The sequence below is a fragment of the Paralcaligenes ureilyticus genome (genome assembly GCF_004346225.1).
Classification (GTDB): Bacteria; Pseudomonadota; Gammaproteobacteria; order Burkholderiales; family Burkholderiaceae_B; genus Paralcaligenes; species Paralcaligenes ureilyticus.
In genome coordinates this window covers 21,798-33,672 of the sequence record NZ_SMAJ01000007.1, presented here as the reverse complement: position 1 = coordinate 33,672, position 11,875 = coordinate 21,798, and the positions used below count along the sequence as shown (strand labels likewise).

Below are 11,875 nucleotides of genomic sequence, written 5' to 3'. Positions count from 1 at the left end.
CCATGAACGCATCGCAACCCGCCGGCGCACTACACCCGGCCAACGAAACTCTGACGCGCAACGAGCGCATTGTCTTTAACCTGTACACCATCTCGGCGCTGATGGTGTTCGTGCTGATGATGCTGCTTGGGCTGACCATGCGCATGGCCCAGAGCACCTGGATCGGCGTCCTGCCCAATGTTTTCTATCAGGTAATGACGGCACACGGGGCCGGCATGGTCGGCACCATAGGCCTTGCAACCAGCGCCGTCATGTGGTTTTTCCTGCGCAAGTATGTCAAGCTCAGCCTGTCGATATTCCTCGCCAACTACGTGCTTTTCATGCTCGGCGCCGTGGCGCTATTGGCGGCCGTCTTTATCGGCGGATACGCGGGCGCGTGGACGTTCCTGTATCCGCTTCCGGAACACCCGATGGGGCTCTGGAGCGGCAACGCGGCAGCGTTGTTCATGCTGGGCTACCTGCTGATCGGCGTGGGCTTCCTGCTGTTTTATCTGGATGCCATGAGGGCCATCATCCGCGTGTACTCCAACCTTGGACGCGCGCTGGGCCTGCAATGGCTGTTCAGCGGAGACATCGACAAGTCGCATCCCAAAACGGTCGTGGCCAGCACCATGGTCGCCATTACCAACTCCATCGGCATCCTTGCCGGCGCCATCGTGCTGGTCATGTGCATCATCAATATTTATTTCCCGTCGGTGACGCTCAATGCGCTGCTGGTCAAGAACCTGACCTATCTGTTCGGCCACATGTTCATCAATGCCAGCATCTACATGGGCGTGATCGCGGTCTACGAACTGCTGCCCCGCTACAGCGGGCGGCCCTACCCGATATCAAGGCCATTCCTGTGGTCCTGGGCGTCAAGCCTGGTGATGGTGCTGATTGTCTATCCGCACCACCTCATGATGGATTACGTCATGCCGCACTGGATGCTGGTGATGGGCCAGATCATTTCCTATTGCGCGGGCTTGCCGGTATTTACCGTGACGGTATTCGGCGCGCTGGCCAATATCTACCGCTCGGGAATGCGCTGGAATATGCCCTCCAGGCTTCTGGTCCTGTCGATGTTCGGCTGGGCCGCAGGCATCGTTCCGGCCATTATCGACGGCACCATCAGCGTCAATAAATTGATGCACAACACCCAATGGGTGCCCGGCCATTTCCACTTCTACCTGCTGCTGGGCGTGCTGCCCATGGTGCTTGCGCTGATGTTCCATGTTATCGGCCAGAACGCGCCTTCCCGCTCCAGCGACAAGCTGAGCTTCCCGCTGTATATTCTGGGCGGCCTGATATTCGTCTTGTCGTTCCTTGCAGCCGGCCACATCAGCACGCCGCGACGCTTTGCCGTGCATCTGCCAGAGTGGCTGACGTATGACCAGTCCGGGTCGATAGGCGCCATTTTGCTGATCGTGGCGATGCTGGTGTTCACCCTGCACATTATCGTCGGGCTATTGAGGTCACCTGGCCATGGCGATTCTGCGCACGCTACTGGTTAGCTTAGGCCTGCTGCTGGCCGGTGCAGCCGCTCTCAGCGCGGCCACCGACCGGTTCCAGGCATTTACCACCGAAACCGCGCGGCGGCTTGCCGTGCGCCGGCACCCTGTCCAGATTCCCCCCGTCGCATTGCAAATCCAATCAGGCTCACATATCAGCCTGGCGGATTTGCATGGCAAATGGCTGCTGGTGGATTTCATCTATACCCGCTGCCCCACCTACTGCGTCGCGCTCGGGGGCGAATTCGCGCAGCTCCAGGACACCCTCGCCCAGCCGTTGGCGCAGGGCAAGGTGCAACTGCTCAGCATCAGTTTCGATCCCCTTCATGACACTCCGGCGCAGCTAACGGCCTATATGCAGCGTTCGCGAGACCGGGGGCTGGGGTGGATCGCCGCCCGCCCCGTCGACCCCCACGGGCTTGTGCAACTGAAGGAAGCTTTCGGCATCACGGTCATCCCCGACCCGGCCAGCGGCGGCTACACGCATAATGCCGCCATCCACTTGGTCGACCCCGCCGGCAGGCTGGTACAGATTTTCGACGAAGACGCCCCGGGTCTCGCGGGGCAAACCGTGCTGCGGCGCCTGGGGCAATGATGACTCTTTCGTTTCGCCACCCCGTCCGCATCGCGGCGTTGGTTTATCTCGCGTTGATGGTGCCGCCGCTGCGGCAGCTTCTCGAATCGAGCATGACCACGCAAATGCTGCTGCAGATCCCATTGCTTATCGGCGTGGGGTTTTTATTGCCGCGAGCGCTGCCCGCTCGCCTTCAGGACATCATCTCGGGATGCAACCACCAGGGTATCGCCGGGCTGCTGCTCGCAAGCGTGGTCAGCGCCTTCTGGATGCTGCCGCTGGAACTCGATGCATCGGTGGCGGACCCTCTCGTCGCCGCCGCAAAGTATTTGTCGGTGCCGCTCCTGATCGGCTTGCCGCTGGCGCTCAGTTGGCCGCGCATGGGTTTCATCGTCAAGGGGGTGTTCATGCTTGAATTGACGGCCACTTTCTTTCGCCTGGGCTGGCTCTATCTGATCTGGCCCGGGCGCTTGTGCAATACCTATCTACTCGACGATCAGCAACGGTTGGGCCAATACATGCTATGGATCGGCGGCGCCTTGGTGCTGGGCATTTCGGTCAAGCTTCTCTGGGGCCGCTTCGATTCCAAATAGCCGATATGTCGCCATAAGCGCACATTCCAAACACTCAAAACGAATTTCACGGCCCCGGCTATTGTCCGCAGAGGTGAACGCAACCATAATGCAGGCATGGAGACACCTGAACACGGGCATCGGACTCGATCTTACTCTCTGCTGCTAATGGCCTTGCTTTTGGTCTTTCTGGCTGGCTGCGCCACCCAGTCCGGCCTGAGATCCTCTTCCCGAAACAGTTACGCCAATCGGCACATCATCATTGACGGCACCAAGCGAAGCGACGTGGCGCTGACGGCCATGGGCTTGCTTGGAACCCGATATCGCTACGGCGGCTCCAGCCCCAATACGGGCTTCGATTGCAGCGGCTTCATCCAGTATGTCTTTGAAAACGCGGCCGACGCGCAGCTCCCGCACAACACCGCCGAAATCGCGCAAATCAGCCGGCCCGTGTCGCGAAGCAAGCTGAGTGTGGGCGATTTCGTATTTTTCAATACGCTCAATAGCTCGTACTCGCACATGGGCATCTACATCGGCGACGGCCAGTTCATCAACGCGCCCTCCAGCGGCGGCCACGTGCGCATCGACGCGCTAAGCAGCCCTTACTTCGCCAAACGCTATGAAGGCGCGCGGACCTTGTTTTAGCGGTAAAGTAGCCCATCAACCCGAGGAGATTTTCGTGAAGCTCAGCCTGATTACCGCGACACTGTCGGCCAGCGCCCTGTTAGCGTTTCCGCTCACATCCAGCGCTCAAACTCCCTCCACGGCTCCGATAAAAATCGGCGTGCTTACCGATCTATCCGGAGTCGTGGCCGATGCCACAGGCAAAGGCTCGGTCGAAGCGGCGCGTATTGCGGCCGAAGAAGCGGGAGGCTCGGTGCTTGGCCGCCCTATCGAAGTCATCTCGGCCGACCATCAGCATCGCCCCGATATCGGCAGCTCGATTGCCCGCAAATGGTTCGATGTCGAGGGTGTGGACGTCATCGTCGATTTGCCCAACTCATCGGTAGCGCTGGCCGTGCAAAACATAGCTCGCGAGAAAAAGAAAATAGTGATGTTTTCCAGCGCGGGCACAACAGCCCTTACTCAGGAGCAATGCTCGCCTTACGGTATCCAATGGACCTACACCACCTATGCCCTGGCCCACGGCACCGCCAGTGCAGTGGTCAAGACCGGCGGGAAAAACTGGTTCATTCTGGGCAGCGACTATGCCTTTGGCAAACAGCTGGCCAAAGACACCAGCGACGTGGTGACCGCCAATGGCGGACATGTGCTGGGAACCGTTTACCACCCCTTGAACACCTCGGATTTCTCGTCTTTTTTACTGCAGGCGCAGTCTTCGAAGGCACAAATCATTGCGCTGGCCAATGCGGGCGGAGATACGATCAACGCCATCAAACAGGCTTCCGAATTCGGCATAGGCAAGGGCGGGCAAAAGCTGGCCTCCATGCTTTTGATGATTACCGACGTGCACAGCCTGGGGCTCAAGGTCGCGCAGGGAACCTACCTGACAACGCCCTCCTACTGGGATTCCAACGAGGGTACGCGAGCCTTCACCAAGAAATTCGAAGCGCGCGTCGGCCACCCGCCCACCTTCCTGCAGGCGGGGGTGTACGGATCGGTCAGGCATTATCTGAAGGCGGTCAAGGCGGCCGGCACCGATCAGTCGGATGCCGTCATGGCCAAAATGCGCCAACTGCCCATCGATGACCCGTTCAGCCAGCACGCACAAATCCGGCCCGATGGCCTGGTCGTGCGCGACATGCTGCTCGCGCAAGTGAAGACACCCGAGCAATCCAAGAAACCCTGGGACTACTACACCATTGTCGCGACCACCCCGGGCGAAGATCTGGTTTGGCCTTTGTCTGAAAGCAAGTGCCCTTTGGTGAAGAACGACAAGAAATCATAGAAATACTTGCTTGCCATCCATGAACGTGAAAAGAAACGGTGTAGCTGAATTCGGAAGCTTTTACGCCGGGGGCCGGCAGATACACATCGAAGGCGAGCCGGTCCGATCGATCGCCTTTACCCAAACCGCATCCTACGATTACAACCCCAACGGCCTGTTCCACATCGAGCAGGCCTATGTGCAATACTTTATTCCGTCCGAACAGCGCGTTGGCATCCCGCTGGTTTTGCTGCACGGAGGCGGCATGACCGGGGCCATGTGGGAGCACACCCCCGATGGGCGCACGGGCTGGGTACAAGCCTTTGTCGAGCAGGGCTTCGCCGTTTATGTCGTCGACAATGTGGAACGCGGCCGCGCGGGCTGGGCGCCTTTTGCGGGCATCTGGCCGGATACGCCCATTGTCCGTAGCGCCCAGGAAGCCTGGAGCCTGTTCCGCTTCGGCCGCGCAAACGATTTCCAAGCTCGCCAGCCCTTCAAGGAACAACGCTTTCCGGTCGAGCATCTGGACGCATTCATCTGCGAGGCCGTGCCACGCTGGCTATCGAATAACGACACCGCCGTCACAACCTTGTGCGCAGCGCTGGACCGCATCGGCCCCTGCCTCTTGCTGGCTCACAGCCATGGCGGCGAAGTCGCGTTTCGGGCCGCCGCCCAACGACCAGGCCTGGTGCAAGGCATGGTGGCCGTCGAACCTTCCGGCTTTGGTTCTTCCCTGGAGGCGTCCACGCTAAATGGCAAATCATGCTTATTTGTGTACGGCGATTACCTGGATGCAACACCCACCTGGCAAAGCTTGAGAAAAAAAGGGGCCGAGTTCAAAAACACCTTGGATCAAATGGGCGCCGCAACGGAATGGTGGGAGCTGGCCGAAATGGGTATTCGGGGCAATTCGCACATGCTGATGATGGACAACAATAGCGATGAGATAGCCCTGCGAATCGGCGACTGGCTGCGGGCGCGTTATTGATTGGGTGGGGTTTTTGGCAGCCATAAGGAGTGGCGGGACAAAACGTACCAGCCATTCATGCCACCCACAAGGGGTGGCGCTACAAACGTACCCGTCATTGATGTAGCGGCACCCCTTGTGGGTGCCATGCTCCGCCGAAAGAAATGACTGGCTTCGTTTTCATCACATGCTTTTTGCGATTCTGGCACAAAGCCGCGCTCAGCCAGCGCGTGCCGATCCAGCCAGGGGCTGCACCGCCAGCCGCAGTCCCATCGCCTTGAGGATGGCCGACAGACTACTGAGCGCTGGATTTCCCTTCGGCGAGAGCGTGCGATAAAGCTGCGTCGGATTCAGATGCGCCTGTTCGGCCACGACCTGAACCCCACCGAAAGCCTGCGCCATCTGGCGTAGCACGATCAGCAACTCGGCTTGGTCACCGTCTTCCAGAATGCTGTTGACAACCTCCAGCGCGAACACAGGGTCACTGCGATACAGCTCAGCCATCGCATCGTCATGGGGTTTGCTTTTCATCGTCCGTTCTCCGTTGCCAGTCCTGCCAATACTCCACCGCCCGCGCAATATCCGAATCCTGAGTACGCTTGTCGCCACCGCGCAGCAACACCACACGGTTCCCCGACACGGCGTAGTACACCCGATAGCCCGGCCCCACGTCGATGCGCAACTCCCATACGCCATCGCGACAAAACTTGTGATCACCGAAATTGCCCAGTTCGACGCGTGTCACTCCCCGAACCACAGCGACTGTCGCCTGAATATCGCGAAGCCGCTTAAGCCAAGCAATGTACAGATCCTTGTGTCCATTGGGGCTCAGATAATGCTCAATTCGATACATGGCTATTTTCGTCTATAAACGAATATTAGTCAAAGCTGAAGAGCCATATGGCACCTCCTCGCTGGTCGGTGTTAACGCATATTTATAAAGGCCTTGGCCAGCAACAAACAGAGTATGTGTCAAGGCCACTAGCTCTTAAAACATTCCGACAGCCATTTATCCATTCGTTGAAGTACGAAGGCACGGGCCTGAATACAACCTGCGGTATCAAGCGTGTAAAGAAATATAGATAAGGCAGGCCCTGCGCCCGATGCCACCCACAAGGGGTGGCGCTACGTGAATCACGGGTGGGTATTTGTTTGTAGATGTTGTCTCGGTTGTCAACGATTGGCAGCCACAAGGGCTGCCACTACAAAACGTACCCGTCACTGATGTAGCTGCACCCCTTGTGGGTGCCATCCCCGCTAAAACCAGCTCTACATCGACAAGGCCATGAACCACTGAATGCATCGTCGCGTGCCAGGTCGAAACCAGCCGTTCACGTCCACCTAGTAGCGACTTGACATTATGTAATCGATCGATTACATTTTATTTATGTTCACGATCAAACCGCTACCCGAATTCACAGCCTGGCTAGACGGTGTTACCGACGGAACGGTACGCGGCGTGGTTGTGGCTAGGCTCAAACGATTGGAACGCGGCCTTATAGGCGATGTTGAATCAGTGGGTGAGAACGTTTCTGAGTTGCGCATACACATCGGCGCAGGCTGGCGCGTCTACTACACGCTGCGCGGGACACAGGTGATTGTGTTGCTTGTGGGTGGCTCTAAGCGCACGCAGAAACGCGACATTAAACGCGCCAAGACGTTGGCGGCACTGCTGGATTAAATAGAAGGAATGAACATGAGCAAACGCATTAAGGTGGACGACCTACCCGAGTTCGACGCAACGCCTTATTTGGAGAGCGAAGCGGCCGTCGCTGCCTACTTGACCGACATTCTGGAAGCGAACGATGGCGCTTTACTGGCGGCCGCGCTTGGCGACATTGCCCGTGCTCGCGGGATGACTGAAATAGCCAAGTCGGCAGGAATCACCCGCGAAGCCTTGTACAAAGCATTGCGCCCGGACAGCGCCCCGCGTTTCGACACGGTCAGCCGGGTCTGCGAAGCTCTCGGCGTGCGCCTGGTGGCCCAAGCTATACACGCCTAAAAAAACACTTCGGGTTGGGAAACGGCGAATTCGGAATGACGGAGTTTTTGGCAGCCACAAGGGCTGCCACTACATTAGCAGCGGGTGTGTTTCATGGCAGCGGGACGCATTGTCGTAGCGACGGGACGTTTTTGTAGCGGCACCCCTTGTGGGTGCCATTCCCCACTAAAACCAACCCTATATCCGCAAGGCCATGACACACCGAAAACCACCAGCATCACGCGTCATAAGCAGCAATACCGCCCAAATTCAACTCGATTTGAATTCTTCGCGCAGCACAATTCAGACCACCACCAAACCCTTGGGCTTTCTAGGCCGCCCGCCGAGCTTCCCGTTCTGACGGGCGGCCGCCGCTTTGGCTTGCGTCGAAACGCTACCGCCGATCTTGCCGATCTCCGCCGCCATCCAGCGCCTCGAGCCAAGGAACCCCTCCAACAAAGCCGGGATGTAAAGGTCAGCGTCCAGGCGCGGGAAGTGAATGCCAAGGCCAGACGGCGTGACCTCGGCATCTGCAAGGTCGGACGGGCGTGCGTTTTCCAAGCCCTGCGCGCGCTTGGGTGAGAACGCCAATTCCAATCCAGAAGCGAGCACGATGACTATGCGAGCAACGCGGTGGTCGTAGCGCACGGAAACGGCAGTTGGATAGGCCACTTTATTCGCCTCGGCGCGGCGGTTGGCCGTATCGAAAGTTTCATCAGTAATATTCATGCACACGTCTCCAATCCCTACACAGATTCGTTAAGGGCGATGGTCGTTCGGGTAAATGATTACCCGTAGCCCAAAAATCGTCAGTACCGTTGGCATTATACTAAAATCCTAAACAGCTTGGGTTATACGGTAACGCGGATCCTTATTGCCCTGGCCGGCAACAAACAGAGTATGTGTCAAGGCTATTAGCTCTTAAAACACCCCCAACAGGCATTTATCCATTCGTTGAAATACGAAGATGCTGGTATGAATGCAACCTGCGGCGTCAAGCGTGTAAAGCAATACGGGTACGCCTGGGCCTAGTGCCACCCACAAGGGGTGGCACTACATGATTCACGAGGGCGTTTTGTAGCGGCACCCCTTGTGGGTGCCATTGCTGTTTGCTGCGGTAGATATCGTCTTGATTGCCGAGGTTTTTGGCAGCCACAAGGGCTGCCGCTACATTAGTGACGAGTACGTTTCATGGCAACGGAGCATTTTGTAGCGACGGTAAAATATTTACGCTATTCATTCACTGTGATGTTCTCGGCCTTGATCAGGGCGCCCCATTTTTTGCTGTCGTCTTGTATCGTCTTGGCAAACTCGTCGGGGCTATCGACTGCTGCTTCTACTCCGGAGGTGGCCACGTATTTTTTGACGTCGGCCGACGCCATGGCAATTCGCATAGCTTTGTTGAGTGCATCGATGGTGTTCTTAGGGGTTCCGGCGGGGGCAAAAATGCCGTACCAGTTGCTGGCGTACACATTATTGAAGCCCAACTCGTCAAAGGTTGGAACGCCGGGGAGTTTGGCGGATCGCTTGGAAGCGGCTATGCCGATGGCGGTGAGTTTGTGCTGTTGAATGAAAGGCAGCAGGCCGGAAATGTCGCCGAAGAACCCGCCTACCTGTGCGGCTACGGTATCACGTATGGCTGGGGCCGCGCCCTTGTAGGGGACATGCAAGATATTGGCCTTGGTGGCGATGCGCAATAGCGAGATGGCCATGTGCGGCATGCTGCCGATTCCCGATGAAGACAAGGTTACGCCTTCCTTTTTGCTTTTGGCGAGGTCGAGGAAGTCCTTGACCGATTTCACGTGACCGGTGGCGGGAACCACCAGTACCTCGGGGGTGGACACCAACATGGCAATAGGCGCGAAATCTTTTTCGGGGTTGTAGGTCAGGTGTTGATAAAGCATCGGGTTGATCGAAATGGCACCGGCGGAACTGAGGAATAGCGTGTGCCCGTCAGGCGCGGCGCGCTTCACGTAATTGGCGGCAATGGCTCCGTTGCCGCCAGGTTTATTTTCAACGATAACCGAGGAACCCAGCGGGCCCTCCAGTTGTTTGGCGACTACGCGAGCCAGGGTATCGGCGGGTCCGCCGGGCGGAAAAGCCACGACGACCGTGGTGGGCGGCGCCGCGTAGGCGCTTAGCGCCATCATGGCCAATGCCGCGCTCAGGCCCAGTTTGGATAAGAATGAAGTTTTTCCGGCTTTAGTGAACATTTTGTCTCCTTTGCGCCCCTTGAATATTCTGGGGGTTGTGTGAATTAAAACTGTGCGATGTTTGATGCTTATTGTTGCGTGGGGGAAATGTGTGGGGATTTCTCTTTGGCATGGATGGCAGCCACAAGGGCTGCCGCTACATCGGCGAAACAGATCGCCACCCTGACGCCACCCATCAGCCGCAGCGCGCACTCATGCCGCCGTCGACCAGCAATTCCGTTCCCGTCACGAACCGGGCTTCTTCCGACGCGAGAAACAGGGCCGCGTTGGCGGTATCCCGGCCGTCGCCCATGAACGGCAGGGGAATCCTGGACTGGCGCTGCGCGAGCAGTTGCTCCAGGTCGCCTCCGGCGCGCTGGCCGGCCAGCCTGGCCTCTACCATGGGCGTATGCATCTGGCCGGGAATCACCGTATTGCAGCGTATGTTCTTTGCGGCGTATTCGATGGCGACGACGCGCGAAAACTGGATCACGCCCGCTTTGGCGCTCGCGTACCCCACCTGGGCGGAGCCGGTCCAGCGTATGCCCGAGGTCGACGCAATATTGACGATAGCCCCGCCGCCACGCTGCTCCATCAGCGGCAACACGTGCTTGCAGGCGAGAAACACGCTTTTCAGGTTGTAGTCGATCTGACTGTCCCAATCTTCTTCGGACAACTGCACGGGGCCACCCTTGCGCGAGCCGCCTACGTTGTTGACCAGGATGTCGACCTGCCCATAGGCCTGAATGCAGGCCTGGACCGCGGCCGCGACCGAATCATTGGAGGTGACGTCTGCAATATGGGTGGTCATGGCGCCACCGATCTCCCGAACCTTGGCCACGGTTTCAAGCAGCGCCTGGGCACTCAGATCGACAGCAAACACCTGCGCGCCTTCCTGGGCAAAGCGAAAGGCGATCGCCCGGCCATTGCCCCAGCCCGGACCCACACTGCCCGCGCCGGTCACGATAGCGACCTTGTTGTGCAAACGTCCCGTCACGAAAAGCTCCCGTGCATTAAAGAGGAATTTCAGCCGGCCGCGCCAAACGCGGTCGGCCCTGTAGCATCGGGCGGCTCGACCTCGAACACATTCAAGGTCATGGAAATCAGCGTGTAATACCCCGCCAACCCCACCAGATCCACCACCTGGTCCCGGCCCAGCACCTCAATCGCCTGCTGATACTGCGGCTCGGGGACATGGCGGGTTTCGACCAGGGTTTTGACGAATGCATGGACGACCTGTTCGTCCTGATGCTGGAATTCGATAGGGCCGCCCGTGCGTATGCCCTCGGCAATATCGCTCGATACACCGGCCTTGAGGGCGATAGGCTGATGTGCCCACCATTCGAATTCCGAACGCCACAAGGCCGCCATGGTCAAGATGGCCAGCTCGGACAAGCGCGGCGGCAGGCTCGAATCGTAGCGGCAATACTGGCCCAGCGCCTGTGCGGGCTCGGCCAGCCCGGGACGATGCAGCCACAGGGCCAGGGGGCCGCGCACACGCCCGCGAGGGCCCGACTGAATTGCCTGATAAACGCGCTGCTGGTGTTCGTTCATCCGTTCGGGCTCGGGAGGCAAAAGTCTGGGCATGGCGATTTACTCCTCGCCCGGCGAACCGCCGTCTTTTTTGAACATGGTTCTTTTGGTATTGAAAAAATTAGGCCGCACCCGGCTGCTCCAGTCGGAGCCGCGCACGGCAAGCCAGGGGTCGGAGCCGAAAGTCTCCAGGGTTTCCAGATCGTAGGCGGCGTAGTACTTGGGGGACCCGAGGCTATCGATATAACGCCACGTCTGTATGGTTCCGGGCACAGCCGCGAGACCCGGCATATGTTCCGTTCCATACCACGCATTGAAATCGTCTTCGGCCTCGGGGCGCACATCCGTTTCCACCACATAGTGCCAGGCGGCTTTGTTGCCGAAGGACCGCCCAGGCAGATCCAGCGTGCATTGCACGGCAATGACTTGCGCACCAGGGCACAGCAAGCGGCAGGCTGTCTGCAGCTTCTTGCCCTGCCCCTCAATGCCGGCCGCATCGAGCTGCAGATACACATAGGTTTCGACATGCGCGACAGCATGCTGCACATCGGCCGATGACAATACCTCGGCGGGTAGCGTGGCAGCAAGCGAGCGGCGAAGCCCATCCGTCGTCAAACGCAAACCTGGAAACTTGATCAAACCGTTTTTCATGACGCCACACACCTCTGTTCCATATAC

General features: G+C 58.4%; 15 protein-coding genes. 8 read left to right on the top strand and 7 right to left on the bottom strand.

From position 1 onward, the window contains the following. The first annotated feature begins 2 nt into the window (after nucleotides 1-2). The 6 genes from EDC26_RS10765 to EDC26_RS10740 all read left to right on the top strand — a co-directional run bounded on the left by EDC26_RS10765 (nucleotide 3) and on the right by EDC26_RS10740 (nucleotide 5,512). A complete protein-coding gene (locus EDC26_RS10765) occupies nucleotides 3-1,493 on the top strand; it encodes a cbb3-type cytochrome c oxidase subunit I (protein ID WP_132582416.1) in 1,491 nt (496 codons plus the stop codon). Further along, nucleotides 1,465-2,085, top strand: coding sequence for an SCO family protein (locus EDC26_RS10760; protein ID WP_132582414.1), 621 nt, complete (start codon nucleotides 1,465-1,467; stop codon nucleotides 2,083-2,085). Before EDC26_RS10765 ends, EDC26_RS10760 begins: the two co-directional genes overlap by 29 nt. Beyond that, nucleotides 2,082-2,657: a hypothetical protein gene (locus tag EDC26_RS10755; RefSeq protein ID WP_132582412.1), complete on the top strand. Its 576-nt coding sequence runs from the start codon at nucleotides 2,082-2,084 to the stop codon at nucleotides 2,655-2,657. The genes EDC26_RS10760 and EDC26_RS10755 overlap by 4 nt, the downstream gene beginning before the upstream one ends. A 96-nt stretch (nucleotides 2,658-2,753) precedes the next feature. After that, nucleotides 2,754-3,281, top strand: coding sequence for a C40 family peptidase (locus EDC26_RS10750; protein ID WP_132582410.1), 528 nt, complete (start codon nucleotides 2,754-2,756; stop codon nucleotides 3,279-3,281). 76 nt (nucleotides 3,282-3,357) lie between these two features. Further along, the gene (locus EDC26_RS10745) at nucleotides 3,358-4,545 is read left to right on the top strand and encodes an ABC transporter substrate-binding protein (protein ID WP_243700886.1); all 1,188 of its coding nucleotides are present in this window, start codon (nucleotides 3,358-3,360) and stop codon (nucleotides 4,543-4,545) included. A 19-nt stretch (nucleotides 4,546-4,564) separates the two neighbouring features. Beyond that, on the top strand, nucleotides 4,565-5,512 hold the full coding sequence (locus EDC26_RS10740) for an alpha/beta hydrolase (RefSeq protein WP_132582406.1): 948 nt from the start codon (nucleotides 4,565-4,567) through the stop codon (nucleotides 5,510-5,512). Between the two features lie 198 nt (nucleotides 5,513-5,710). Here the strand turns inward: EDC26_RS10740 and EDC26_RS10735 are convergent, their stop codons facing one another. Both EDC26_RS10735 and EDC26_RS10730 read right to left on the bottom strand, forming a co-directional pair. Further along, nucleotides 5,711-6,022 (bottom strand): helix-turn-helix domain-containing transcriptional regulator, encoded by a 312-nt coding sequence (locus tag EDC26_RS10735; RefSeq protein ID WP_132582404.1) that lies wholly within the window; start codon nucleotides 6,020-6,022, stop codon nucleotides 5,711-5,713. After that, nucleotides 6,003-6,344 carry a type II toxin-antitoxin system RelE/ParE family toxin gene (locus EDC26_RS10730; protein ID WP_207915099.1) on the bottom strand — a complete coding sequence of 114 codons (342 nt, stop codon included), beginning with the start codon at nucleotides 6,342-6,344 and terminating at the stop codon, nucleotides 6,003-6,005. Before EDC26_RS10730 ends, EDC26_RS10735 begins: the two co-directional genes overlap by 20 nt. A 534-nt stretch (nucleotides 6,345-6,878) precedes the next feature. Between EDC26_RS10730 and EDC26_RS10725 the strand changes: the two genes are divergently transcribed. Continuing rightward, nucleotides 6,879-7,172 (top strand): type II toxin-antitoxin system RelE/ParE family toxin, encoded by a 294-nt coding sequence (locus tag EDC26_RS10725; protein ID WP_132582400.1) that lies wholly within the window; start codon nucleotides 6,879-6,881, stop codon nucleotides 7,170-7,172. 15 nt (nucleotides 7,173-7,187) lie between these two features. Beyond that, complete coding sequence (locus tag EDC26_RS10720; RefSeq protein ID WP_207915098.1) at nucleotides 7,188-7,493, top strand: addiction module antidote protein; 306 nt, start codon at nucleotides 7,188-7,190, stop codon at nucleotides 7,491-7,493. Between the two features lie 282 nt (nucleotides 7,494-7,775). Here EDC26_RS10720 and EDC26_RS10715 read toward each other — a convergent pair whose 3' ends face one another. The 5 genes from EDC26_RS10715 to EDC26_RS10690 form a co-directional block, all read right to left on the bottom strand. Next, nucleotides 7,776-8,201: a DUF2442 domain-containing protein gene (locus tag EDC26_RS10715; RefSeq protein ID WP_132582396.1), complete on the bottom strand. Its 426-nt coding sequence runs from the start codon at nucleotides 8,199-8,201 to the stop codon at nucleotides 7,776-7,778. A 503-nt stretch (nucleotides 8,202-8,704) separates the two neighbouring features. Beyond that, entirely contained in the window at nucleotides 8,705-9,685 is a 981-nt protein-coding gene (locus EDC26_RS10705) for a Bug family tripartite tricarboxylate transporter substrate binding protein (protein ID WP_132582394.1), read from the bottom strand. Between the two features lie 175 nt (nucleotides 9,686-9,860). Continuing rightward, nucleotides 9,861-10,661, bottom strand: a complete 801-nt coding sequence (locus EDC26_RS10700; RefSeq protein ID WP_132582392.1) for an SDR family NAD(P)-dependent oxidoreductase — start codon at nucleotides 10,659-10,661, stop codon at nucleotides 9,861-9,863. Nucleotides 10,662-10,690: 29 nt separating this feature from the next. Next, on the bottom strand, nucleotides 10,691-11,251 hold the full coding sequence (locus EDC26_RS10695) for a carboxymuconolactone decarboxylase family protein (RefSeq protein WP_132582390.1): 561 nt from the start codon (nucleotides 11,249-11,251) through the stop codon (nucleotides 10,691-10,693). 6 nt (nucleotides 11,252-11,257) lie between these two features. Beyond that, on the bottom strand, nucleotides 11,258-11,848 hold the full coding sequence (locus EDC26_RS10690; RefSeq protein WP_132582388.1) for a DUF4286 family protein: 591 nt from the start codon (nucleotides 11,846-11,848) through the stop codon (nucleotides 11,258-11,260). Between the last annotated feature and the right edge of the window lie 27 nt (nucleotides 11,849-11,875).